23 protein-coding genes are annotated in these 24,567 nt (G+C 33.9%); 8 read left to right on the plus strand and 15 right to left on the minus strand.

What is annotated here, in order from left to right:
- Positions 1–36: 36 nt before the first annotated feature.
- On the plus strand, positions 37–828 hold the full coding sequence (locus tag C2I06_RS06650; protein ID WP_123257723.1) for a histidinol-phosphatase HisJ family protein: 792 nt from the start codon (positions 37–39) through the stop codon (positions 826–828).
- A 269-nt stretch (positions 829–1,097) separates the two neighbouring features.
- Here C2I06_RS06650 and manA read toward each other — a convergent pair whose 3' ends face one another.
- Positions 1,098–2,042: a mannose-6-phosphate isomerase, class I gene (gene manA, locus C2I06_RS06655; protein ID WP_123257724.1), complete on the minus strand. Its 945-nt coding sequence runs from the start codon at positions 2,040–2,042 to the stop codon at positions 1,098–1,100.
- 223 nt (positions 2,043–2,265) lie between these two features.
- Here manA and C2I06_RS06660 point away from each other — a divergent pair, with 223 nt between their 5' ends.
- A complete protein-coding gene (locus C2I06_RS06660; RefSeq protein ID WP_123257725.1) occupies positions 2,266–5,436 on the plus strand; it encodes a S8 family peptidase in 3,171 nt (1,056 codons plus the stop codon).
- A 109-nt stretch (positions 5,437–5,545) separates the two neighbouring features.
- Here C2I06_RS06660 and tnpA read toward each other — a convergent pair whose 3' ends face one another.
- The 7 genes from tnpA to C2I06_RS06690 all read right to left on the minus strand — a co-directional run bounded on the left by tnpA (position 5,546) and on the right by C2I06_RS06690 (position 10,163).
- Positions 5,546–6,001, minus strand: a complete 456-nt coding sequence (gene tnpA, locus C2I06_RS06665; protein ID WP_095330205.1) for an IS200/IS605 family transposase — start codon at positions 5,999–6,001, stop codon at positions 5,546–5,548.
- A gap of 186 nt (positions 6,002–6,187) precedes the next feature.
- A complete protein-coding gene (locus C2I06_RS06670; RefSeq protein WP_123257726.1) occupies positions 6,188–7,411 on the minus strand; it encodes an MFS transporter in 1,224 nt (407 codons plus the stop codon).
- The gene (locus C2I06_RS06675; RefSeq protein ID WP_095328896.1) at positions 7,408–7,842 is read right to left on the minus strand and encodes a MarR family winged helix-turn-helix transcriptional regulator; all 435 of its coding nucleotides are present in this window, start codon (positions 7,840–7,842) and stop codon (positions 7,408–7,410) included. The genes C2I06_RS06670 and C2I06_RS06675 overlap by 4 nt, the downstream gene beginning before the upstream one ends.
- Before the next feature lie 298 nt (positions 7,843–8,140).
- Positions 8,141–8,272: a hypothetical protein gene (locus C2I06_RS25775; RefSeq protein WP_275068594.1), complete on the minus strand. Its 132-nt coding sequence runs from the start codon at positions 8,270–8,272 to the stop codon at positions 8,141–8,143.
- 206 nt (positions 8,273–8,478) lie between these two features.
- The gene (locus tag C2I06_RS06680) at positions 8,479–8,775 is read right to left on the minus strand and encodes a YfzA family protein (RefSeq protein WP_095328974.1); all 297 of its coding nucleotides are present in this window, start codon (positions 8,773–8,775) and stop codon (positions 8,479–8,481) included.
- A 258-nt stretch (positions 8,776–9,033) separates the two neighbouring features.
- Positions 9,034–9,747: an MOSC domain-containing protein gene (locus C2I06_RS06685; RefSeq protein ID WP_171509648.1), complete on the minus strand. Its 714-nt coding sequence runs from the start codon at positions 9,745–9,747 to the stop codon at positions 9,034–9,036.
- Positions 9,748–9,830: 83 nt separating this feature from the next.
- Positions 9,831–10,163: a DUF3889 domain-containing protein gene (locus C2I06_RS06690; protein WP_095328898.1), complete on the minus strand. Its 333-nt coding sequence runs from the start codon at positions 10,161–10,163 to the stop codon at positions 9,831–9,833.
- Between the two features lie 150 nt (positions 10,164–10,313).
- On the opposite strand from C2I06_RS06690, the gene C2I06_RS06695 reads away from it, so the two are divergent.
- On the plus strand, positions 10,314–10,886 hold the full coding sequence (locus C2I06_RS06695; RefSeq protein WP_235850211.1) for a biotin transporter BioY: 573 nt from the start codon (positions 10,314–10,316) through the stop codon (positions 10,884–10,886).
- Positions 10,887–11,167: 281 nt separating this feature from the next.
- Here C2I06_RS06695 and C2I06_RS06700 read toward each other — a convergent pair whose 3' ends face one another.
- Positions 11,168–12,823 carry a copper resistance CopC/CopD family protein gene (locus C2I06_RS06700; RefSeq protein WP_164463636.1) on the minus strand — a complete coding sequence of 552 codons (1,656 nt, stop codon included), beginning with the start codon at positions 12,821–12,823 and terminating at the stop codon, positions 11,168–11,170.
- Positions 12,824–13,060: 237 nt separating this feature from the next.
- Here C2I06_RS06700 and C2I06_RS24920 point away from each other — a divergent pair, with 237 nt between their 5' ends.
- Both C2I06_RS24920 and C2I06_RS06705 read left to right on the plus strand, forming a co-directional pair.
- Positions 13,061–13,234 carry a hypothetical protein gene (locus tag C2I06_RS24920; RefSeq protein WP_164463637.1) on the plus strand — a complete coding sequence of 58 codons (174 nt, stop codon included), beginning with the start codon at positions 13,061–13,063 and terminating at the stop codon, positions 13,232–13,234.
- 224 nt (positions 13,235–13,458) lie between these two features.
- Entirely contained in the window at positions 13,459–14,463 is a 1,005-nt protein-coding gene (locus tag C2I06_RS06705) for a cation diffusion facilitator family transporter (protein WP_095328900.1), read from the plus strand.
- Between the two features lie 114 nt (positions 14,464–14,577).
- Here the strand turns inward: C2I06_RS06705 and C2I06_RS06710 are convergent, their stop codons facing one another.
- The 3 genes from C2I06_RS06710 to C2I06_RS06720 form a co-directional block, all read right to left on the minus strand.
- A complete protein-coding gene (locus C2I06_RS06710) occupies positions 14,578–14,985 on the minus strand; it encodes a hypothetical protein (RefSeq protein ID WP_095328901.1) in 408 nt (135 codons plus the stop codon).
- 107 nt (positions 14,986–15,092) lie between these two features.
- On the minus strand, positions 15,093–16,097 hold the full coding sequence (locus C2I06_RS06715) for an LLM class flavin-dependent oxidoreductase (protein ID WP_123257729.1): 1,005 nt from the start codon (positions 16,095–16,097) through the stop codon (positions 15,093–15,095).
- Positions 16,098–16,187: 90 nt separating this feature from the next.
- Positions 16,188–17,345, minus strand: a complete 1,158-nt coding sequence (locus C2I06_RS06720) for a metallophosphoesterase (RefSeq protein ID WP_095328903.1) — start codon at positions 17,343–17,345, stop codon at positions 16,188–16,190.
- 251 nt (positions 17,346–17,596) lie between these two features.
- On the opposite strand from C2I06_RS06720, the gene C2I06_RS06725 reads away from it, so the two are divergent.
- Positions 17,597–18,532 carry a helix-turn-helix domain-containing protein gene (locus C2I06_RS06725; protein WP_123257730.1) on the plus strand — a complete coding sequence of 312 codons (936 nt, stop codon included), beginning with the start codon at positions 17,597–17,599 and terminating at the stop codon, positions 18,530–18,532.
- 125 nt (positions 18,533–18,657) lie between these two features.
- Entirely contained in the window at positions 18,658–19,452 is a 795-nt protein-coding gene (locus C2I06_RS06730; RefSeq protein WP_095328905.1) for a Cof-type HAD-IIB family hydrolase, read from the plus strand.
- Positions 19,453–19,510: 58 nt separating this feature from the next.
- Here C2I06_RS06730 and C2I06_RS06735 read toward each other — a convergent pair whose 3' ends face one another.
- A complete protein-coding gene (locus C2I06_RS06735) occupies positions 19,511–19,945 on the minus strand; it encodes a hypothetical protein (RefSeq protein ID WP_095328906.1) in 435 nt (144 codons plus the stop codon).
- A 309-nt stretch (positions 19,946–20,254) separates the two neighbouring features.
- Between C2I06_RS06735 and C2I06_RS06740 the strand changes: the two genes are divergently transcribed.
- A complete protein-coding gene (locus C2I06_RS06740) occupies positions 20,255–20,572 on the plus strand; it encodes a thioredoxin family protein (protein ID WP_123257731.1) in 318 nt (105 codons plus the stop codon).
- A 238-nt stretch (positions 20,573–20,810) separates the two neighbouring features.
- Here the strand turns inward: C2I06_RS06740 and ppc are convergent, their stop codons facing one another.
- Both ppc and C2I06_RS06750 read right to left on the minus strand, forming a co-directional pair.
- The gene (gene ppc, locus C2I06_RS06745) at positions 20,811–23,573 is read right to left on the minus strand and encodes a phosphoenolpyruvate carboxylase (RefSeq protein WP_095328908.1); all 2,763 of its coding nucleotides are present in this window, start codon (positions 23,571–23,573) and stop codon (positions 20,811–20,813) included.
- A 457-nt stretch (positions 23,574–24,030) separates the two neighbouring features.
- Positions 24,031–24,330 carry a heme biosynthesis protein HemY gene (locus tag C2I06_RS06750; RefSeq protein WP_061796239.1) on the minus strand — a complete coding sequence of 100 codons (300 nt, stop codon included), beginning with the start codon at positions 24,328–24,330 and terminating at the stop codon, positions 24,031–24,033.
- Positions 24,331–24,567: the final 237 nt, after the last annotated feature.

Genomic DNA, 24,567 nt, shown 5'->3' on the forward strand with positions numbered 1-24,567 from the left:
TTCATTAATTAAAGCGCGTCATTAAAGGAGATTCTTATGTATTATATTGATTATCATCATCATTCCAACCATTCATTTGATTCTAAGGCAATAATGATGGATATTTGTGAAAATGCCATAAGTAAAGGGGTAAACGAAATTTGTTTTACCGAACACTTTTCTGTCAATCCGAATGCTCCTACTTACGGTCATATGATTTGGCCAACATATCTAGAAGACATTAACAAATGTAGAATTCGTTATCAGGATCAATTAATAATTAAATTAGGAATTGAACTATGTGAACCCCATTTATTACGTGAACAATATAAAGCAGTGTTAGCACCGATTCCTTTTGATTATATCCTTGGTTCTGTTCACAATTTACATGGGCTTACACTTCGTAAATATATGAATACTCACCCTGATGAGGATATTTATCTTACTTATTTTAAAGAGGTTCTTGAATTAGTTACATACGCAGATATTGATGTCCTCGCTCATTTTGATTTAATGAAGCGCTATGCCCATCCCATACGAGGTATCTATCACTTCCCTGACTATCAGGAGATTATCACTACTATCTTAACAACAGCAATCAAAAGAAACATTGGTTTAGAAATTAATACTTCTGGCTGGCGAACAAGCTTAAATGAATCATTACCTTCTATAGAAGTTTTGGCATTATATAAAAAGTTAGGTGGCGAAATACTTACAATTGGTTCTGATTCCCATAGAAAAGACGATGTTGGCGCCGGTTTCATGCAAGCTCTTAATCTAGCAAAGAAAGCAGGTTTTACAGCATATTACAAATATGAAAAAAGAAAACCTATTCGAATAGATATGTAGAAATCTTAACAGCTTCTTATAAGCATTAGAGCTATACTAGCAGAGACTCTTCTATTGTAATGAGAAAGTAGAAGGATTTCCGACCATTCCGTTAGGATAGGATGAAAAAATTATCAATTAAAAGGATAATACAGCACTACTCAATAATCATCCCAAACTAAATAAAAAAAGAGTGCATAGGTAGTTACCGATAAAAGTTAGTATTGTTATTCTAACTTTTGGAGATCAGTATCCAAATGACACTCTTTTTTTATTTTTGCAAATTCGTTTTAGATATAGGAAACAATCAGCTCTGCTTTCCCAGCCAATTCAAATTCACCAAATTTATATGGCAGTATGAAATGATCCCCTTTTTGGAAAGTGAATTCTTTGCCATCCTTTTGCAGAGATCCATCTCCTTCAATTACGCTACATAGTAAAAAAGCTTGGTCTTGTTCTCTAGTAGACTGTCCGTCCAACACCCATTTTTCTACTGTAAAATAATCACATGTAACAAATTTAGTAATCTCCATGTTTCCTTGTTGTTTAACAAGTGGAGTAGTTGCCGCTAATTGATGTGGAACAGTTGTAACGTTAATTGACTGTTCAATATGCAGCTCTCGCTTATTGCCGTCGCTATCTGTACGATCATAGTCATATACGCGATATGTGGTATCCGAATTTTGTTGCGTTTCAAGGATGATAATCCCTTCACCAATAGCGTGAATCGTTCCGCTAGGTACAAAGAAGAAATCACCTTTTTTCACTGGTACCTTGTTTAGTAATTCATCCCATTTATTTTCCGCTATCATCGTTGTTAATTCATCTTTTGTGTTCGCGTGATGCCCAAAAATGATTTCTGCTCCATCCTGACAGTCAATAATATACCAACATTCCGTTTTACCAAGTTCTCCATTTTCATGAACTTTTGCATAGTCATCATTTGGATGCACTTGCACAGATAAATCTTGATTAGCATCTAATATTTTTGTTAATAAAGGAAAACGGTCACCTTCCATATTTCCAAAAAGCTCACGATGATTCTCCCATAACTCTTCTAAGTTTTTACCCGCTAATGATCCGTTCTTCACCATACTTTGGCCATGAGGATGTGCTGAAAACGCCCAGCACTCTCCTGTTACTTCACTGGGAATATCATACCCAAAGCTACGTAGTGCTGTACCGCCCCAAATTCTTTCTTTAAATACTGGTTTAAAAAATAATGGCTCGTTCATGTGATTTGGAACTCCTTCTTTACAATATTTACTAGACTATTCTATCATATTCCAAAGTAAATTGGTTTTTATTTTCATAAAACGAAAATGTCGATCTGCTTTCTATATTATTAAATGAAATTGATAACATACATTTTTTTCTAAAAATACAAAAAATATGAGGACAAAGAGGTAGAAAGGTGTTTTAATAGATTTGTAATATATTACTAATAGGAGGAGAATTATGTATAAAAAGCGTAAATGGAAAACCTTATTTGCTTTGTTATTAACGGTGACATTAGTATTAAGCGCCATGCCATCGAAAGAGATTCTAGCATCAGAAGGAGAAATTTCAGCTGATACTCTTTCAATCGGAAAAGAGTTATCCTCGAGCTTTCAGCCAGATGAATATGTTAAATGGTTTAAGATTGATCCAAAATCTGTCGTGACTAAAGCAACTCACCTGGAGGTCGAATTGAATTCGACGGAAGAAATGAATATTAGCGTATATTCAAGTAAAGATAATGCTATGTCAGACAACACCTTCGATCGATATAACGCCGTTAGCTTTATGGATAATAAGGGCGTCATTTACTTCCCGATTGCTTGGGAAGGGCCATACTATATTAAGGTTGAGTATTATTCCAACACAGATGACGAGGAATACATAGAAGAAGAGGAAGTACCTGAACCGAATAGTCAATTTTCCTTAAAAGTAACGGATACAAAGCAAGCTCCTACTGTTGAAACAGAAGAAGCATGTCCAGTTGAATTAAGTACTAAGGAGACAAAGGACAATCAACCACTCCTTACACAATTACGTACCATTAGAGATACCATTTTGTCTTCAACCGAAAATGGGAAAAAACTATCTTCTTTATACTATCAAGTATCTCCATTTTTATCAGCGAAAATGATATTTAATAAGCAGCTAAGACAAGATGTATTAACAAATTTAAATACATTAAAACCGATTTTCGCTAATCTGCTTGATAATGGTACAAGTAGCACCTATAAGATAGGGAAAAACGAAGCAAAAGCAATAAATAATTTGTATGAAATCGCCTTAGAAGCTTCTCCTACCGCTTTACAAACTAAGATTTCAACCCTCGCTAACAAAGTAGAATTATCTAATATTGAAGGAAAAACGCTTGATGACATTTTTACTTTATTAGGAGCTTCCAGTTCAAGTATTACGAACAAAGAGATAAATAATAAATATATTGTAAAAATAAAAGCTGGTAAAACAGTTTCTTCTTTAAAAAACAGCTTGGGTAAGGCTTCTGCTCAAACGATTAAAGGTTTAGAAGGAAGCGAAAAAATTGCTGACGGCATGTTTACCCTTGAATTAAAGGAAGGAAAATACACAACGAAAAGTGCTAATACTCTTATTAACAAGATTCAAAAAGCAAAAGAAGTAGAATATATAGAGCCTGTACAGCAGTATACCTTACTATCCTTGCCAAGTGATGTTTCTGCACCTTACCAATGGTCATTAAAAAACACTGCCCAAACAAATGGGAAAAATGGTGCTGATATTCAATTTGAAAAGCTTTATCAGCTTCAACAATCTACTGATGTTAAACAAATGAAAATTGCTGTCTTAGATACTGGTGTGGATGCTTCATTAGCCGATTTAAAAAATAAAATCACAGCGGGTTATAATTTTATTAACGAATCAGACAATGTATATGATGACAATAATCATGGCACACATGTAAGTGGCATTATTGCAGCGGGCATAAATAATGGCTATTCAATGTCTGGCATCCATACAAACGCAAAAATTATGCCAGTCAAAATATTAGATGCATCTGGCTCTGGTGACACGGAACAAATTGCAAAAGGAATTAAATATGCAGTAGATCATGGTGCAAAAGTTATCAACATGAGTTTGGGTGGTGGTTATAGTAGAGTAATTGAGTCCATGCTGCAATATGCCAACAGCAAAAATGTCACTATTATTTCCGCAAGCGGAAATAATGGTTATGAAGGCCTTGATTATCCGGGCTCTTCCAAATATGTAACGGCTGTTGGGGCTTCCAACGATTTAGATATCGTTGCTGATTATTCAAGTTATGGAAAAGAGCTTAAGCTTGTTGCACCAGGTTCCAACATTCCAAGTCTGGTTCCCAATGGAAATCTCGTGTTATACAGTGGTACTTCAATGGCTACTCCACATGTATCTGCTGTAGCTGGATTATTGCTTTCTTTAAATGGAAAGCTGAAGCCTAAAGAAGTAGAAAAATATTTAATTGAAACAACAACATCTATTGTTTTTAAGGAAAATGACAATCCTGAAAATGAATTTTCGGAAGAATATCCAGAAGATTTACCTGCTAGTAGTAATCCCATCGGTTTTGATAAAGTATCTGGCTGGGGGCGATTAAACGCATTTTTTGCTTTTAGTGCTCTAAAATTAAACGCAAAAATTAATCCTGTTTATAATAGTACTCGATTACTTACCGGGACAGCTGAACAAGGAAGCAAAGTAAGTGTAAAACTTGGCAGTAAAACCTATTCTTCGTCAGCAGACAAAAATGGCAAGTTTACAGTAGAAATACCTTTACAAAAACCGGATAAGCTTATGTATATCCAACTTTCAAGCAAAAATGGAAATGCAAGTACTTCCCTCAGAACGACTGTTCAAAGAGACACGAAAGCTCCAAATTTACCAACGATTCAAAAACTTGGCGATAATGATAGTTTGATGAAAGGTACAAGTGAACCTTTTGCTTATATTAATGCAAAGGTTAAGGGGAAATTGATTGGTAAAGGAAATGCAGATAAAAATGGGAAATTCGCTATTAAAATCAAAAAACAGAAAGCTAATACAATTGTATCTGTAACAGCTGCAGATGGTGCAAAAAATACAAGTAAACCAGCAACCGTAAAAGTTGTGGATAACACTCCACCTCCCATGCCAACGATAACGGGAACAATCAGTAATAAATCAGATAAAATCACTGGTAAAGCGGAAGCTAATTCTACTGTTACTGCCAAAGCAGGCAAAAAGAAGCTCGGTTCTGCAGTTGCTGATAAAAAAGGAAAGTATACGATTAAAATTAAAAAGCAAAAAGAAAATACGAAAATCAGTGTTACAGCTACAGATAAGGCAAAAAATATAAGTAAAGCGAAGACTATTACAGTAGTAGATAAAATAGCTCCTGTTAAGCCAAAAGTAAATACGATCACGACGAAAACAACAAAAGTGACAGGAACTTCTGAAAAAAATGCGACCATTATCATTAAAAGAAACAACAAAGTATTAGCAGAAGGAAAAACAAATAAAAAAGGAGCTTTTTCTATCAAAATTAAAAAGCAAAAAGAAAAAACCTCTTTAACTATTACGGCAAAAGATACATCTGGTAATGTCAGCAAACCTGTTAAAAAAGTGGTCACAAAGGCAAAATAAGTAAGTATCCGCCGGTAGAACCGGCGGTTTTAATTTCGCCCTATAAGGGCACTTTACCAACGAAGCCCCTAAAGGGACCTCTAAATTGACCGCCAACCGTTTACTCTCCCTACTTATCTTTAAATGGATCGACGTATTCTCGTTTGCTCATATTATCTCGCAAACGGTCCTCTGCTTCTTGCTCTCGTATATACTTTGCAATTGTTTTTTCGTTTAATCCAACCGTACTTACGTAATATCCTTTCGCCCAAAACGTTCGATTTCCATGATTATATTTTAAATTTGCATGTCTATCATGGATCATCAATGAACTTTTACCTTTTAAATATCCCATGAAATACGAAACAGACATTTTCGGTGGTATTTTTACCAGCATGTGTATATGATCTGGCATGGCATGTGCTTCCATTATTTCTACATCTTTCATTTCACATAGTTTTCTCAATATAGCACCTATATCTTTTCTTAATTTCCCATATACTACTTTCCTTCTGTATTTGGGAATAAATACGATATGATACTTACAATTCCATCTTGTATGTGATAAACTATTGTCGCTCGACATGAGCAGAACTCCTCTCGTTATTTGAAGTTGGTTTGACGGCCATCTTCTATTATAACGATTGGAGTTTTTTTCTAATACGACTCTACAAGTTTTATTTTCACACAGGCAGAGCCTGTGGTTTAAAAAGAGTAAATAAAAAGGCTCTCCTTTTTAGAAAAATTCCATTTCTAAAAGGAGAGTCTTTTTTTAAGCACTTGTATTTAATTGTTCTTCCTTAGCTACTGTCGTTTCATTTCTAATCGTTTTACCATGCAAATAGTAATAAACAGCAATGCCGATTAAAATATAAATGCTGCTTAATGAATAGAATGAATTCAACCCAATAGCATCACCAATAATTCCTACAATATAGGAGCCGAACCCTATTCCTATATCAAATATGGATAAAAATGTAGCTGTTGCAAGCCCTCTTCGATGTGGCGCTGCTTTCTGAATCGCAATGGTTTGTAGACATGGAAACATTGATCCATATCCTAAGCCGATTAATGCAGCAGAAAGTAAGAACATCCATTCTGTTTGTGCAGTCCCCAGGATAATCATCCCAATGGAAAATAAGATGATACACGGATAAACAATTTTATTTGCACCATAGCGGTCAAACCACTTACCAGCAAAAGGTCTTGCTATTAACATAAAGATAGCGTAAACCACAAAGAAATATCCTGAAACACTTATAAATCCTTTTTTTTCAGCGTAAACCGAAACAAATGAAAGAATCGATGAATAAACAATCCCAAATATCGCTGCTACGATACTAATTTTTACTGCCGTACTCTCTATAATTCTATCAAATTGAAATCCTTTTTTCGCCTCTGCTTCTTTGTCTACTCTCTCTGTCTCTATATCTGACTCTAGTTTCATAAATCCACCTGTTAGAATCGCAAAGAAAGCAAAAATTAGCGCCAATGTAAACAAGGTAGAAGTTCCCCATGAGTTAATTGCTTGCAGTCCGATAAATGGACCGACTACCATTGCTAAATTCATACTCATCGAATAATACCCCATGCCCTCTCCTCTTCTAGAACTTGGCAAAATATCTGCAACAATCGTTCCTGTTGCAGTTGTAGCCATACCAAATCCAATGCCGTGTATTGCGCGAACGATGAGCAAACTAGTAATTGAATCAGTAAATAAATAAAAAACCGCTGCCACTAAGAAAATAAGTAATGAAGTAACAAATATAGCTTTTTTGCCAAACTTCTGCATCAAGTTACCAGCTACTGGGCGGATGAGAATAGCTGTTATAATAAATACCGTAACAATTAAGCCTGCTGTAGACTGCTTTCCATTCAATTCTCGAATCGCATAAATTGGTAATGAAACTAATAAAAAATAAAACGTCATAAATAAAAAAAAGTTACTTATCCATATTTGGATAAATCCCTTTGTCCATAATGGTTCTTTATTCAATTCTTTTCCTCCTTGATTGTTAATGAATGAGTCCATTCAAAAATTATGTGTTGTAAAGTCTTTCGAGATTCGATTGGCAATTGTTCAAGTAACTCCTGATTTGCTTGCAGAACAGCTGCTTCCCATTTCGCATACTGCTGTATAGCAAAATCTGTTAGAAAAACTCTATTTGTCCTCTTGTCTTCTCCCTTTATTTGCAGAACATATTTTTTCTCCACGAGCTTCTTTATGGTACGTGTTACTGGAGGGGGTTCTATGGATAGATAATCGGCGATTTCCTTTTGGGTAAGGGGACCATTCTTTTTTAATACATACAAAATTGCCCATTCAGAACTATAAATATCAAATGGCTCAAGTGCTGTATTTAATTGTTTGGTTAATTGTCGTGCGAGCTGCTGGATAGAATGGAATAAATCATGAGTCGTGTTCATTGCTTTCTCCGATCTAAAAATAATTACCTAGGTAACTATATCATATCTTTGTGGGAGATGGCAATATAATATTTCATTTAAACAAACGTTTGATTAAACATAATACAAACATACTAAGATTAATAGCACAAACCATGGCCTTGGTTTGTGCTATTAATCTTAGTATGTTTCTGCTGCTTTATTCGGTAGTGTATCGCAGACATCTTCCCCAAAACTTGAATGAAGCAATGTTTCTGGATGACAAGCTGCTATAGTCTTTTAATTTGTAACTAATTAAACTTAAACATCAACTAACTATTTACCAAATGCTACTAATTAAACGAAATACCATTCTTGGTATAAACAGTACAATATTCCAGACTACTTCCCCTACTACCTCAAATAATACTTCTTTAAAAAAACTGTTACGCTTTCTTGTTTTAATTTTCATCTTCTAACTTCCCGTTATAAAATTTAGGTACCTATTCTGGGTTAATAACTATAAATTGACTGCCTGAATAGATCTTTCGCTATCCTACCATTTTTCTATAAGCAGGCAGCTTAATAGCAGCAGTGTTTAAATATGGCCTCCAGCGTTATTCTATTCCCCACTTGCACACATATCTATTATTACAGCTTAAATCCGCAATGGTATTATTATTTACCGCGAGTAAAAATCTTTATTATCGCACTTATTATTCCGGGCACAAGAAAAAAGACGACAAAAAAGACAGTGAGTAAATTATACTGTGGTGTTTCATAGAAATTAAACCATTCAGTGATAATATAACTGTCAAGAAGCCTCCCAAATATTGTTCCATCCATATCTCTGTATTTAAGTATCCATCCTGTGGCTTCTGAAGTAAAAAAGAATATTTGTGACAATACAAATACGCTAATAGAAGATACCCAATATTTTTCCAGAAATGTTGAAGCTTTTTGTTTCCTAACCAATGTAAATCCCATCCTTTACGAATACTCTTGTCTATATATTCATAAATTCATACGGATAGTTAGGAATTAAGTTTCAAAATTTTTCTGTATTATTGGAAAAAATTAAATTGAATATATACCATTTCTACTAACTTGTTATTTAAATCATCAATAGCCATTAAATCAGAAGGAAATGGCGGGTGGATACTCGTAATTATAGATTGTTCAACTTTAAATAATTTACTTTTATGTTTCTACCATCCGTATTTATCCATTTCTTTATAAAATAGCTATCTCATCACCAATATGAATAATTCCAGTATGAATCACACTTGCATATAAACCAAAATGGTTATTTCGCTCTTTAACTATCTGTTTTAATAGCTTCGGCTGTCGGATGCCTGTTTCTGGATCTACAGTTATGATCATACATCTTTCACAAAACTTATTAATCTTCAGAATTACGTCTGAGCCGATTTTTATTTTTTTCCCTAGTAGATCTTGTTCGTTTATACCACTTTCTTGGAGATCATAGACAATATTTCCTCTGAATCTTCTCTCATCAATTGATTCACCAAATGATGTAGATAATTCTGATAGGGCCTTTGTGGAAATTAATAAAAGATTGTCTTCTTCAATTGCTGGAAAGGGAACAAAGGTCGGAGCATAGGTAATTGAATCTAGTGTCCGATTCGTTTCTTGTTCTAATCTTTCTAGTAATGCTGTTTCCCCCCAAATATATTCCGAGCCATCATTTGCAGTTATAGTTAAATCAGGAAATTTTTCTATTGACTCTTCTCCTGAAAAGCCTGCTCTATATGTAACCATTTTAGGGTATTGTGTTATTGTTAGATGTTTATTATTTGCTTTATCGATAAAAGCATGACTACGATCGCCGTATATTCCATAAGACATAATCCGTGCCTTTTCCAAGCTTTCTCCAGTAAATGATTTTATTGGATAGCGCATAATCTTTTGTATATTCCCTATCATAATTTCTCCCCTTTTACTTCTCTTTCTTCTATTAAAACAAAAAAACTCTCTAAAACCAATTCTTTTAGAGAGTTTTTCGAAAATTAAGGCTTTGTTTCCTGCATATCTACCGACAATAGTCGTTCTGTGCGGGTGTCAAAAGTTAAATGAACAAATACACCAATTTCCTTTTGATCTTTGTTTACAATTAGTTTAAACTTTTCCACAGATGTTCCTTTCTTATCTTCCTTGCCTACATGAAGATAATCAGTAACTTCACTATTAGGATATTTTTCTTGCGTTTTTGTTATGGCAATTCTCCCCCATTTTACATAGGAAGGCAGCTCTTCCGCACCTGTATGTAAAGGACCGTTAAGCTGCATAAGGAATAAGCTTACCAAAAAGATGCTTATGAATGGATATTTTAATTTTTTCATGCAAACATCTCCTTTCTTGTTATTTCTAGTATGAACAGAGAAACAAAATATATGTATTTTTATATGTTAACCAATTAAAATTATAAGTTGACACAAATTAATTAGAGAAGTATATTTATTACAGAAATTAAACAAAAGGGAGTGGCCATTTTGAAACAGTGGAAGCCAATAGATATAACAATGATTGCCTTATTTGTTGCTTTTATGGCGGTGGGAGCAAATGTTACAAGTTTTCTTATAATTGGAGGTGTTCCCGTAACTCTTCAGACTTTCTTTTCTATTCTTGCAGGGTTGATTCTTGGGAAAAGGTTAGGCGGTGTGGCGATGTTTGTATATATGCTTGTTGGCCTTATTGGAATACCTATCTTTGCGGGGATATCTGGCGGTCTTATGGTGATTACTAGGCCATCGTTTGGATTTATTTTAGCTTTTATTATGACAGCATTTCTTGTGGGTTCCTTAATCGAAAAAAAGCAAACCGTCCCATTCTATATTTTTAGCGCCTTCATTGGATTATTGATTAATTACATCATTGGGACTAGTTGGATGTATATGTCCTACAAACTTTGGTATGCTGCACCAGAAGGGTTTACCTACCAACTAATGTGGAGTTGGATGGCTCTACCTTTAATAAAAGACATTATCCTAACTTTTATCGCTGGTATTATAGGACATCGCTTATATTATTCCGTCATCAAAAAAAGTTCCTTTCGCGTGCATTAGCATGAAAATTTTTCTCGATAAGAAAGACTGGCACATTTTAAAGGACAATCTCTCATTTAGCTAATAAAAAAGACTATAGACAAACCCCATAATTATTTTAGGTATTTGCCTATAGTCTGAAAATCCTCGGTAATAGCGAACAAGTTTGTTACTAAAACCGATTGCTTTCTATGTTATTCGCTATTATACGACGTTCTCTTCTAAAAATCCTGTCTGATTATGCGCTTTCCCGAGAAATAATTATCCTCTTCTCTATTTCCCATTGCCCTCTATATGAAACTTTATCTTATGTCAATAGAATAAGAATAATCCAGTGATTCTAATTTATCGGTTAACACATGTATTTCTACATCCCATTTTCCCGGCTGATTTAATTGAAGATTCTCTGCAAAATAATGTCCTTCCTTTTCCTTCGTTAATGGAAACGCCATTTCTTTGTCTCCCTGTTTTAAACTAATTGTAATTTGTTCCACGGGATCAATTGGCTTACGATTATTATCAAATACAAATACTTCATACTGATTTTGCACACCCGTTTTCTTAGGTGTGATCGATAAACTGATATTTTCATTATACCCAAGTTCTGCTTCTTCATAAAATGGCAGGTCGATAGGCAAGGTCGGTGTCTGTATTTGAGTAAATGCTGTAGTTACTATCAGTATTAATATGCCAAGTGTAATTTCCACTTTTATTGATTTTTTATAAAAGTCTTTCTTTCTTAATAGAAGTCTGCTAACGAGGTGATATGCACCAAAAATCAACATTAATACAAGTAAACCAATTTTAATAAGCAAAACCTTTCCATATGCCGTACTTACTAATGACTGAAAATCAGGAATTAATAAGGAAGCATTTACTGCACCAGAAATGGCTAAAACCGCAACAGTAAAAAGGGCCCATAATGAATATTTCTCCATAGTTCCCCAATATAAATCATGCCCTTCCCCTTCTTTAGCAAATATGCCTTCTCGTAAAAAGAGAATAATAACAATCATTCCGCCAAGCCAAATAGATGCTGCTATTAAGTGAAAGAAATCAAGTACAATAGCTACAGTCTCATAAGGTGAACTGGAAGGATGGCCAAGAAATGCTTTTGAAAGCATGATGCCTATAAATGCTAATCCAGGAATTATCCAATGTTTTCTATCTAAATAAGCTTCTTTTGCCCAAATAAATCGTTGTCCAAGGAATAAAATAGCTAAAAGGATCATTTGTACAATCCAAATAATTCCTTCCTTTGTACTTGTCAATGTTTCCATTAAATTACTTGGCTTCAAACTAGCTAATAGACTTACACCAGCATAGCTTTGTGTTTGAATAACTAATGCACTAATAATACTAATAGCAAGTAATAAGACAGCAATAATAGAAATTCTTTTCGTTCTTTTTACTAGCTTAGCGGATAATTTATTATTTCTATACCAAAATGTATAGAATAACAATAATCCCATAAAGACAGAAAAACCTATATAAAGAAAGCCTTTATTGATCATCGTGCTTATAAAACTTACTAGATTACCACTGTCCTGTTGAGTTGGAAAATCTGCACCATCCGGTAATTCCCCAATGCTGAAAGGAATCATCCCAGACACAGAATGGCCATCAGCAGAAACAACTCTCCACTCTACCGTATATATATCATTCGGTAAATCTGACTTTAGATCAACTTCCATTGATTTTTCTGTATCAGGATTAATGACTACATTTTTCTTGTCTACTCTTTCTCCCGATGAATTTAAAACATTTAATATTTTAAAACCAGTTTGGATCTTTTCATTGAACTCTATGTATACTCTCTCTGGCGCTGACTCTAATATTTCATTCTCACTAGGGTTTGAATTTGTAATATAAGCATGTGCAGAAACATTATTAATCCCTAAAAGACTAAACATTAATACAACGAAAGGAAGAATCATAAGCAACTTTTTGCTATTCACTTTTAAAATCACGTCCTTCTATTTTCTCATTCCCCTCCCAATTATAGCGAAAGAATAGACATTCGTACAATGAAGTGCTGCCTTCCTAAAAGAGTTCGACATTAAACTAGGTAGAGAAGTCAACATTTGTCTTTATAGCGCATTTTTTGCGCTTTCCCAAGAAATATTTACGGAAAAAGCGAATAAAATATGTTGAACTGGTAAATAATATGAATAAATTTAAAAGGAGGTAGGTCCATGGATATTAGCATGAATGCTGATGAAGTATTGTTGGCCATTCAACAATTACGCTCAAATGGCATGAATATGAATAAAAAGAAGATAAAACAAAGCCATCCAGATTTAATGCGCCATGCGCTCCATTATTTTCCTGATTGGAACAGTGCGGTTGAAAAAAGCGAATCAGCTTAAAAATGCCGGATTTACTACTTCTTAGACATACATATTCAACGATTGTCTGATAACACCATAGACTTACGAAAAAAATTTAATGAACACGTTTTTTTCAGTATCAATTAGAAGTTAATAGAGGCTTCCCTTACAATGTAACCACTTAAACTTTAATTGGTTACAAACGGGAAGTTCTCTTTTTATTTGTATACGACCTTTACTGAGGAAGAAGGGTATTAGATAGGATGAAGGAATTCTTATTATTATTAAAGAATGGAAACCGTTCAGCTCTGCTTGCTGCTTTAGTAAATACCGTTATCTCCTTATTAAAAGGAGTTGCTTACTTTCTCACCGGCAATGTGGCGATGTTTGCTGAAACAATGCACTCCCTTGGTGATGCAGCCAATCAATTTTTTGTGTTTATTGGATCTGCATTAAGTAAAAAAGCTCCAACAAAACGCTTTCCAGGAGGATTTGGCAGACTTGTCAATGTTGTTTTATTATTTGCGGTTTTAATTGTTGGAATTATGGCTTATGAAACAATTCGCGAAGGGCTTGATCATGTTTTTAAGCCACAAGAATCAACAGGCTTTTTACTCATTATCATTATCCTCTCCATATCTGTTTGCTTAGAATTTACCGTTTTAATTAAAGCAATGAAAGAAATTGTTGCAACAGCAGGTTTAAAAACAAGAGGTTTACAATTGTTTTCTGCCAGCATTGCCTATTTAAAATCTGCCAAGCCTGCAACAAAATTGGTATTTTTAGAAGATTCCGTAGCAACAGCAGGAGGAATCTTAGCAATTGCGGCAGTAATAGTAAGTGAATATACAAACTTTAAACAAGCTGAAGGCGTTGTATCCATTATCATCGGCATTTTTATGTTTATTGTTGTTGGGAGAGTTTTTTTAGATAACGCTGCAGGAGCTATAGGAGAAGCAGATTTAGAAATGCAAGATACAATTGGCAATATCGCGATAAAAGATCCTGATGTACGCGATATCCAAGATCTAGCAGTCTACAAAGAAGGGGAAGATTTTCATGTAGAACTCAGTATCGAAATCGATAGTAAATTAACCGTTGAGCAAGTAGATAAAATAAGACAACGAATTGAAAAGCAGATTTTATCAGAAAAAGGCGTATCTGATGTGATTATCGAATTTGATAAAGATGATGGTATTTTAAAATGGCCCCATTTTATTTCCGAATTGGATAAGCATAAAAAGATGGCTGAAAAGCATACAAATTAAAATCAAAGATTATAAGGTTCATTCTTGAATAGGTGAATTAAAAATCAACTATTCTTCTATGCTAAAGGCCAGGAATACATAAAAAATCCCTGGCCTTTAAAATTAACAAAGAATCTATTTAATTACCGCGTCTTCAAACGGCGCATAAAATACTCCTTTAGGTGCCAGAACATTGGTTTCTGACTCCTCTTCTCTCCCATCGACTTTATATGTGCCTGCTGGAAAATAATCATAATAGCCAGACTTCACATGTAAATCCACATAGTATTCATCGAGTTCCCTCATTAATATGTGGTATGCTTCTCTATCCATAATTTCACCTAAATCATCAAGTTCAAAGTTTACTTTCACTGCCTCTATAAATGGTTCGCAAGATTCTGCCGCAACGTATAAATCTACGTCACAACATTCCATACAAAGTAAAACCTCTTCTCCTTTTATATTAGCATAAGCATCATCGACCATTTGTTTTAAAATCTGTTTGATTTTTTCTTGATTAACCAACTTCATAGTTGTTTTCACAACAGTTCCCTCCAAGTATTTACAGCTGACAAAATATCTATAGCTTTATCATACACAAAAACAAGTACAAAATGAAATAATATCATTTTGTACTTGCTACAGCCTTTTTATTTTAAAATATTTTTTACAATTTCATATGAACGAAGACGTTCAGATTGAGAATACACTTGTGTGTTGATTATTATTTCGTCCGCTTGGGTTTCCTCTAAAAATGTTTGTAATTTCTGAGTAACTGTATCTTTGGAGCCGATAATAGATGCTTTCAATTGCTTGTGAACAATAGCTTTCTCATAAGTACTCCACATCTCCTCCATATTGGAAACTGGGGGCTGCAGTTGTGTCGGCTTGTTCCGGATAAGACTTAAAAACTGCTGCTGAGAAGATGAAGCAAGATAGGCCGCTTTTTCATCCGTGTCTGCTGCAATAATATTCACTCCAACCATCACATATGGCTTCGTTAAAATTTCTGATGGACAGAATGATTGATAATAAGTATTAAGTGCAGGAATCGTATAGTCTGGCGAAAAATGACTAGCAAATGCAAAAGGCAGACCAAGTTGACCAGCCAATCTAGCACTAAAGTCACTAGAGCCTAACAGCCAAATCGGTATCGTTACCCCTTCCCCTGGTATAGCCCTTACTGGTAAATTCGTCTCTTCATATGGTTTAAAATACGTTCTTAATTCCTCTAGCAATTCAGGAAAATCACTTCCATCACTTTGATGGTAACGTCTTAATGCCCTTGCCGTCAGTTGATCACTGCCAGGCGCTCTTCCAAGACCTAAATCAATACGATTGGGGTACATAGATTCTAATGTACCAAATTGCTCAGCAATAACTAAAGGCGAATGATTCGGTAACATAATTCCGCCTGCTCCGACTCTAATCTTGCTTGTACCCCCAGCTAAATAGCCAACTAATACCGAAGTAGCACTACTAGCAATTCCAGGCATACTATGATGCTCAGCTACCCAATAGCGGTTATAACCCCACTGTTCAGCATGTTGAATAAGTTCTAAACTATTTTTAAAACTTTCAGCAGCATTGCTTCCTTCTCTAATCGGTGCTAAATCAAGAACGGAATATTTTATTTCCTGTAATGTTTTTCCCATATATCCAACCCCTTCTCTCTACTTACTATAAAGCTGTTCCGTTCTTCCCTTCAACTTTATTGCCTGTATATTGAAATTTCTGCGAATATATTAATCAAAATGATTTAGTAATTGCTTACTGTTTATATACTCTAATGTATCTTGATGATATCGCGAAAGAATATATTCCAATTGCGGCATTGGGGAAACAATCGGTATTTTTTTGTTTTTTATAATCCTAATAATTGGTTTTGCAGTTGATTTTGAATCGACAATTGCCCATTTTCCTTTTTTCTTCTTAAGCGTTAAATCAATTATTCCAAGGTGATTTCCCCAGTTTCCTGCCTGGACCGTCGGTTTTCCATTAATTATACCTTTTTCATGGTTAACACCTTTTGGTCCTTTTTCTCCTTTAACTGGAAAGATACCATGCGAGTGACCATAAAGAATAACATCTATTCCTTTGACTTTGCTAATATCTCTGACATTATTCCCTTGTTTTGGCCAATATTGATCAGAATATAAACCGGCATGCACTAAAGCAACAATTATATCTGCGCCAGCTTTTTTCATTTGTGGGACAATTTCTTCTGCTGTTTTTTGCATATTTTTTATGATAAGTTTATCTTCCAAATGCTCCTTGTCCCATACCCCGGTTATTGGAGTAATTAATCCTATGACACCCACCTTAATATTTTCCGTTTTTCCTTGATCATTTACTAATATTTTATCTAATAGTAGAAAAGGTTGAAAAAAATGAATATCATCTTGTTCATAACCATTATGATCATCTACATAAATATTGGCATTCGTATAGGGAAAATCTGCCCCTATTAGTGTATTTAACAAAAAATCTAATCCGAAATTGAACTCATGATTCCCTACCGTTGCCGCGTCATATCCCATTAAATTCATGCTCTTATAGGCTGGATGAATATCACTAGAATAAAACATCGGCGAACTTGCTACATATTCAGCAAGTGGACTTCCTTTTATTACATCCCCTACATCAAACAACATTGTATTTCTTTGTTCTTTTTTTGCCTGCAATATTAAACTTGCAACACGATTGTATCCATATTCAATCGTTTTCTTTTTCTCTTCGTAATTATAATCTAAAAGATAGGAATGAATATCCGTTGTTTCTAAAATTCGAAGTGGAAAGATAGATTCCTTGTGATTTTCATCAGAAGCTTTTGTAAGTAGAGGGTTGGCATGTATAAAAAGGATAAAAGTAATACAAATACTAACAAAGAATTTCTTTTTCATATGTAAGTCTCCCCTTTTCTCCGAGCACACCTTTCGATTGTCTTAGTTTATACATTTATGAACATACCTACACATAAATGAAGAAAGGAATTAATAATATCGTTTCCTAAATTAGAAAAAGTGGGAAATTTGTCAACTAATCAGAAGTTTTGATAGCTTTTGTCTTGTTGCAGGAAATTAATTCCCGCTTCTCTAAATACATACAGTAAAGATGGTCAATTAAATTGATTATTCAAAAGGAGAGAGAAAAAATGAAAGCATATACGATAGGTGAAGCATCAAAAAAACTGACGACAACGCCAACAATGCTAAAACAATGGGAAAAGGAATTTCAAGGAATTATCGTGATACCTAGAACCAAAACAGGAGCACGTATTTATACCGAAAAAGAAATAACCCTCCTACATGAGGTGAAAAATTTATATAAAGAGAAACGAAAAACAGCTGAAGTAAAAGAAACATTAACAATGCTCCTTAACAGACCTAAGAAAGAAAAGATTGTGGAAATAAAAGAAAAAAGCGAAAACACAACCATCGAATTGCTTCCTAAAAAGGGAGCTTTAGAACCTGTTGAGACGGCGAAATCACAAATTACAGAACAAAACTTTCGCCTATTACTTTCTTCCTTGGAAAATTATAAACAAGATTTTCTTGAAGAAGTGAAAGATGAAATTAGAAATGGGATTAAAACAGAGGTATTAGAAACGATCTCAAAGGAAATAAAAGCTGGTCATGAAGAAACAATTTCCCATATTACTAATACAGTAAAGGAAACGCAGACACAAACATACGAACATTTAGATGAATTTTCCGAACTTTTACATAAAAACGCAGAAACTACGACAACAAAATATGAAGAAATTCAAACGAAAATCAAAAAACTTTCCCAAATTTCGAAAGCTGAAAGAAAAACCTACTCGAAACAATGGACATCTAATGTTTCTTCCGCAAAAGAAATTAAATCAATGATTGAGCATCTCTCGAAATCAAATGAAGAGCTAAACAAAACAGTCGAGCAATTAAATGAAAATGATCAATATTTTATGGAAACATTGCAGCTAGAAAGAGAACAACTGAATAAAGAAATTAAACAAAGAGAAAGAAGTTTTCAAGAACTTGTACAAACATTTCGTCATGCCGCAGCTGCTCAAGAAAAAAGGAGATCCTGGTGGAAAATTTTCAAATAATGGATAACATTTAAATTCTGCTGAAAGAGTAGCCAAATAATTTCCCTTTTTGGTTACTCTTTTTCATTTGTCCTTTTTATATGGTAGTATGGTATTGAAGAAATGTAAATTTAATGGAGGTAAAAATGTCAATTACTTATAAAGTTTTGTTCCTAGATATTGATGGAACTATCTTAACACCAGAAGATACGATCCAAGATTCCACAAAAAAAGCGGTGCAATTAATGAAAGAAAAAGGATTAGAGGTCTTTTTAGCAACTGGAAGACCACTGCATGAAATATCACATATTGGAGAGACACTCGCCATAGAATCGTTTATCGGTTATAATGGCGCATATGCAATACATAATGGAAAAGATGTTTTTAGACAACCGATGAGTCCTGACTTGGTCACGAAATACTTAGACATTGCCAATGAAAAAGGAAATGAACTAATTTTATATACAAATACTCATAATTTACTTTCCCACCCTGAAGGGAAAATGACAAAACAATTTAGTGCAAAATTCCACTTAAAGCAAAATAGAGCTTTTACTCTAGATGAAAAAGCGAATATTCTAGGAATTACTATAATCAATTTAAGAGAGGAAGATATTTCACTATACGAAGATTTCCCTGATATCCACTTATCACAAGTTAATATCGATGGATTTAGACATTCCTATGATGTTATTAGTGATAAAGTAAATAAAGGGTTTGCTGTCTCCCTTATTTTAAAAAGATTAGGAATCGAGAAAGAAGCTTCTATTGCTTTTGGAGATGGCCTAAATGACAAAGAAATGCTCCAAGTAGTTGGAGAAGGATTCGCGATGGGGAATGCACATGAGTTGTTGTTTTCCTATGCTAAGCATACAACCACATCTGTTACCGATTCAGGTATTTACAATGGCTTAAAATGGCTTGGATTAATCGAAGAATAAGTAATCATTCCTTAACAAAAAGGATCAGTCTCCTAAAACGGAAACTGATCCTTTTTTGTTAAACTTCTGTACTTTCCTCATTTGCTTCTTTGTTCAGATGCTGTAATATTTTCTTATCAAAATATTCTTCATTCATTTTGTAGGAGATTTCAAATGCTGGAGTGCTGGCAAATTCTTTTTTTATCCAGAAAAAATTCTCTTCTTTTATTGGCTCTGTTAAATCAAGCATAATAGTGATTTCAAGAGAGATAAGATGTTTATTTTTTGTAATATTTACAGTTGGATTCGTACTTCTTGCTACTTTGTTTATCAACTTTTTGTTAAAAAGCATGGAAAAGTGAAGTTCGTTACCGCTTTTATTTTTCTTATTGACTTTTAGTAAATAGGAATCACCTAGATCTACTAATTTCTCTTTATCCATATTCTCTATTGCTAATATTAAGCGTATGTACGTATTTTCCACTGGTGAGATGTTTATTTTTGTTGAACTCATTTGTTACCTCCTCTTACTTGAAACCGCAAAATGAACCCTCTTTATCATATGACAACATTTCATTTATTATAACGAAATAAGGGGTCAAAAAATAACTGCATAAATATAAATTATAATGGCAATATCATATTGTTTGCATCCTTCATCTCCTACCTTGTATATTCTTATCTTTCTAACGTTATAATGCAAATAAAATGCTTAGAGAAAAGAATGCATTTTGGAGGAAAGAAATACGTTTCATGTGTATAATAAAAATTGTAGTAACTTTTCATAGTTATTTGGAATTTATTTAATGAGGAGCTTAAAGATATGAATGAAATTAAAACAGTAGAAACATTTGAGGAAATTATTAACAATGGTAATACAAATATTGTGAAGTTTTTTACCACTTGGTGTCCTGATTGTACAAGAATGGATATGTTCATTGGGGAAATCATGGAAGCAAATAATGACAAAAAATGGTATAGTTTAAATAAAGATGAGCTTCCTGAAATAGCTGAAAAGTATGATGTCATGGGAATTCCAAGTCTGTTAGTTTTTAAAGACGGTGAAAAAATTGGCCACTTACACAGCGCCAATGCCAAAACACCTGAACAGGTAGAAGAATTTTTAGCATCATATAAATAATTTTGGGAAATAAAAAGAGGAGTAATATTAATTTGTCCTCTCAGTTTATCAACAAAAGGGGAATCAGAATGTTTTCATTCTGATCCCCTTTTGTCATATATGAAAGCAAAACCCTGTAGCGGAAACACCACTCCATTAGAAGAGGTTATACAAAAAAACCATAGACAAAACCTCGAATTTCAAGGAGTTTGTCTACAGTCTGAGATTAGACTCATCTTTTTTTCAGGCTATCCTCAAATCAGCCTGTATTTCGTAAACCAGCAGCGATACCATTAATGGTCAATAGAACTTGATTCAGTAATTCCTTGTCAAGAACTTCTTGTTCACGAAGCTGTTTAATTAAATCAACTTGGAAGAAATTCAATGGATCTACATATGGATTTCTTCTATAAACAGACTCTTGAATAGAAGGTGTGTGATCAAGTAATTCTTCTATACCAGTGATTTCTAATAAAATAGCTCTTGTCTTATCATATTCTTCTTTAATATTTTGATAAATCCGATTGCCGATTGCTTCATTTTCCACAAGAGAAGAATATTCTCTAGCAGTTGTTAAATCTGCCTTCATCAAGGCCATTTGTAAATTATCAATTGTCGAGTGGAAAAATGGCCACTTTGCATACATTTGTTTTAAAATTTCAATATTAGCTGGCTTTTGCTGAGCAAACTCTGTTAATCCAGTACCAGCAGCATACCAAGCGGGCAGAAGCTGTCTACTTTGAGTCCATGCAAAAACCCATGGAATAGCACGAAGATTCTCAAAAGTTGTTGTATTTTTTCTGCTCATTGGCCGTGAACCAATTTTTAAATTTCCTATTTCATTTAAAGGAGTTGCCTCTTTAAAATAAGTCATAAAATCAGGGTCATTAAAAACTAATGATTGATATTTTGCAAGCGCGATAGCAGATATTTCTTCCATGCAATCTTCCCAAAGATTTCTCTCTTCTTTATGTTCGCTAATATCCTTTGAAATATGAGCAATTGCCATGAGCAATGTAGAAGTTGCTTGCTCCAAGCTTCTAAAAGCAATATCTTCTAATAAATAGCGCGAGGATAATACTTCCCCTTGTTCCGTAATTTTTACGCCATCCCCTAATGTTTCACCTGGTTGAGATAGGATACTCTTATTCAACGGACCGCCGCCGCGACCAAGTGAACCACCACGACCATGGAAAAACTTCAAGCCGATTTGATAGTTACTAGCCATTTCGTGAATTTCACGCTGAGCTTTAAATAATTTCCAGTTTGCTGTTAATGTGCCACCGTCTTTACTGCCATCAGAATATCCTAGCATGATTTCCTGCTGGTCATTATGTTGTCTTAAATGTTCTCGATAAACCGGCATGCGGAATAATGTTTCAATAATCTTAGGTCCCGCGATTAAATCATCAATTGTTTCTAATAATGGTGCTACATTTAAGTGACTTTCTACGGTTCCATCCGCATGCAGTCGATAAATTCCAGCTTCTTTTGCTAATACAAGTACTTCAAGAATATCGCTTGGCGACTGGGTCATACTGATTAAATAAACATTAATAGCTCGTTCTCCAAATTTCTTATGTGCTTCTCTAATCATGTTAAATGTGCTAATCATTTCCTGTGTTTCATTTGAATAATCTTCGTTTAATAAAAGAATAGGACGAGGGTCATTCAAAACAGATTCAAGAATTCTTATTTTTTCATTTTCTGGTAAATTTTTATAATTATCTGTTATGCCAACTTTACGCAGAATCTCATCTATAGCTGCCTCATGCTCTCCACTATGATTACGAATATCCAGAGTTGCTAAATGAAAACCGAACAATTGCACTTGTCGAATTAATTTTTGTAAATCTTTTTGCTGATGGGCTTTTGGTTGATGCAAGGCGAAGCTTTCTTGAATTAAATATAAATCTTCAAGTAGCTCTTCTGCCTTCACATAGCCTTTTTCAGATTTGCCATATTCTTTTAATCTTTCTAAAATAATTGAAAATTTCCGGCGATAAACTTCTTTTTCAACTGGCCATTTCTTTTCTGGTGTAAGATATAGTTGTTCTTCCTCCATAATTGTCTGAATAAGCTTTGAACTAACCTTAACACGATTAGTAGAATGACTGAATCTCTTCATCAATTCATCTACTGCATGAATGTATTTTTGGATGACTAATTCATTTTGTTTATGCAGTGTTTGCCATGTAACATCAGGTGTTACATTTGGGTTACCATCTCGGTCTCCACCAATCCAAGAACCAAACCATAAGAAATTAGGTACTTTCCATTCGAAATTAGGATAGTTTTCATCCAGTGCATCCTGAACCTCTTGATGGATTTCTGGCAATACATCAAATAATGTTTGCTCAAAATAATAAAGACCATTTCTAACTTCATCCATTACGGTAGGACGCTCTTGCCGTAATTCATCTGTCTGCCACATGATCGTTATCTCTTCAAAGAGATCATCGTTTAAATGCTGTCTCTCTTTCTTCGTCAACATTGGGTTATCAAGTTGTTTTAAGATATTAGCAATTCTCTTTTGCGATTCTAAAATCGTACGTTTTGTTGATTCTGTTGGATGTGCTGTAATAATAAGTTCAAGTGAAAGAGTATTTAAGACTTCTTGAATGGTCTCTTCAGATAAATTCTTTTGTTTAAATGCCATGATTGCACGATCAATGGAATATGGCTGTACACCTTTTTCTTGACTTAGCTGATATTCTCTTCTACGACGTATACGGTGATTTAACTCAGCAACATTCACCAAATGAAAATATTTCGAAAATGCTCGAATAACTTGTCTGCGAACTGGCTTATCTAGTCTTTCCATTTCGAACTTTAATTGGTTATATGTATGTTCATTATTCGTTTCCCGCAGTTCTTTTGCTAATTTACGAATTATTTCTACCTTGTCTAATAATTCTTGGCCACCATGGTGGATAAGTACCTCACCAAGAATATTACCAAGGTGTTTCACATCTTTTCGTAAAGGTAAACTGCTCTCATTTCCTTTTATCGTTGTTGTCATTAGATTACCATCCCTTAATCTAAATTTTTTAACATAAATACTTTATTACCATTAATCCTATCATTATTCTTTTAAAAATTCATTAACAAAAATCGATAATTAATAGATAGATAAGATAGATCTTTAAGAAATCATCTATTTTTTATATTAATCATACAACAATTAACTTCCATTGGATTTTTATGTAAATTTTCTGGTAGATTTATGGGAACATATGAGACCTAAATATTATTTTTTCTTGATTCTCATCATTTATGTCATTTAAAGTATATAGCCTAAAAAATGAAATATGTAAACCTAAATGCTCTGTTACGCTTAAAAGTGACGGATTAAATACAGAACAACTTTCATTTAGGAGTTAATTATAACATATAACAATCAGTATGGAAATATCTCATTTAAAATGAGGACAAAAGCAAATATAAAAAAACAGGAAGTGTTTCCACTTCCTGTTTTTTTAATGATGATGTTGTTCTTTTGATGGATTATAAATAGTGAATCCTGGCTGTGGAACATGGAAATATTGAATCCAAACACCATCCAAGAAATCTGCATCTCTTGTATCTAATAAAATAGGAATATCTTTATCAGACTGCACCACTTCATCATGTTCTGTCTTCTTGTCCAATTTTAAATCGTAATGTGCATGGTTTCCATGATTCTCTGTTATGTATACACGAATCATTTCTCCTTCTTCAGCCTTTTCTAACATTTGATTAAGTACTTTAACAGCGTGTCTGTTTATTTTGACTTTCATCTAATAATCCTCCTAAGCGAACATTTGCCTTCTTCATAATACTATCCCATTGTAATCTTCTAGAAAGACGTTTGCAAATATTCAAGACTTTATGTTTGAATTAATTCATTTTTTCTGTTTCTTTTGTAAAAAATCTCCTTGGCTCTTTCATAGGATTTACTAGATTGTTTCGCTATCCGTTTATAAAAATAAAAAAGCAATCCAATTTATCTACATGGATTACTCTTGAAAATTTAT

Origin of the sequence: Niallia circulans (assembly GCF_003726095.1) — a bacterium.
GTDB lineage: Bacteria > Bacillota > Bacilli > Bacillales > Cytobacillaceae > Niallia > Niallia circulans_A.

Excerpts from the sequence above, each read along its gene's own strand:
- C2I06_RS06650 (WP_123257723.1), top strand. The coding sequence starts at position 37 with ATGTATTATATTGATTATCATCATCATTCCAACCATTCATTTGATTCT.
- manA (WP_123257724.1), bottom strand. The coding sequence starts at position 2,042 with ATGAACGAGCCATTATTTTTTAAACCAGTATTTAAAGAAAGAATTTGG.
- C2I06_RS06660 (WP_123257725.1), top strand. The coding sequence starts at position 2,266 with ATGTATAAAAAGCGTAAATGGAAAACCTTATTTGCTTTGTTATTAACG.
- tnpA (WP_095330205.1), bottom strand. The coding sequence starts at position 6,001 with ATGTCGAGCGACAATAGTTTATCACATACAAGATGGAATTGTAAGTAT.
- C2I06_RS06675 (WP_095328896.1), bottom strand. The coding sequence starts at position 7,842 with ATGAACACGACTCATGATTTATTCCATTCTATCCAGCAGCTCGCACGA.
- C2I06_RS25775 (WP_275068594.1), bottom strand. The coding sequence starts at position 8,272 with ATGAAAATTAAAACAAGAAAGCGTAACAGTTTTTTTAAAGAAGTATTA.
- C2I06_RS06685 (WP_171509648.1), bottom strand. The coding sequence starts at position 9,747 with ATGATAGGGAATATACAAAAGATTATGCGCTATCCAATAAAATCATTT.
- C2I06_RS06690 (WP_095328898.1), bottom strand. The coding sequence starts at position 10,163 with ATGAAAAAATTAAAATATCCATTCATAAGCATCTTTTTGGTAAGCTTA.
- C2I06_RS24920 (WP_164463637.1), top strand. The coding sequence starts at position 13,061 with ATGGATATTAGCATGAATGCTGATGAAGTATTGTTGGCCATTCAACAA.
- C2I06_RS06705 (WP_095328900.1), top strand. The coding sequence starts at position 13,459 with ATGAAGGAATTCTTATTATTATTAAAGAATGGAAACCGTTCAGCTCTG.
- C2I06_RS06715 (WP_123257729.1), bottom strand. The coding sequence starts at position 16,097 with ATGGGAAAAACATTACAGGAAATAAAATATTCCGTTCTTGATTTAGCA.
- C2I06_RS06720 (WP_095328903.1), bottom strand. The coding sequence starts at position 17,345 with ATGAAAAAGAAATTCTTTGTTAGTATTTGTATTACTTTTATCCTTTTT.
- C2I06_RS06725 (WP_123257730.1), top strand. The coding sequence starts at position 17,597 with ATGAAAGCATATACGATAGGTGAAGCATCAAAAAAACTGACGACAACG.
- C2I06_RS06730 (WP_095328905.1), top strand. The coding sequence starts at position 18,658 with ATGTCAATTACTTATAAAGTTTTGTTCCTAGATATTGATGGAACTATC.
- C2I06_RS06735 (WP_095328906.1), bottom strand. The coding sequence starts at position 19,945 with ATGAGTTCAACAAAAATAAACATCTCACCAGTGGAAAATACGTACATA.
- C2I06_RS06740 (WP_123257731.1), top strand. The coding sequence starts at position 20,255 with ATGAATGAAATTAAAACAGTAGAAACATTTGAGGAAATTATTAACAAT.
- ppc (WP_095328908.1), bottom strand. The coding sequence starts at position 23,573 with ATGACAACAACGATAAAAGGAAATGAGAGCAGTTTACCTTTACGAAAA.
- C2I06_RS06750 (WP_061796239.1), bottom strand. The coding sequence starts at position 24,330 with ATGAAAGTCAAAATAAACAGACACGCTGTTAAAGTACTTAATCAAATG.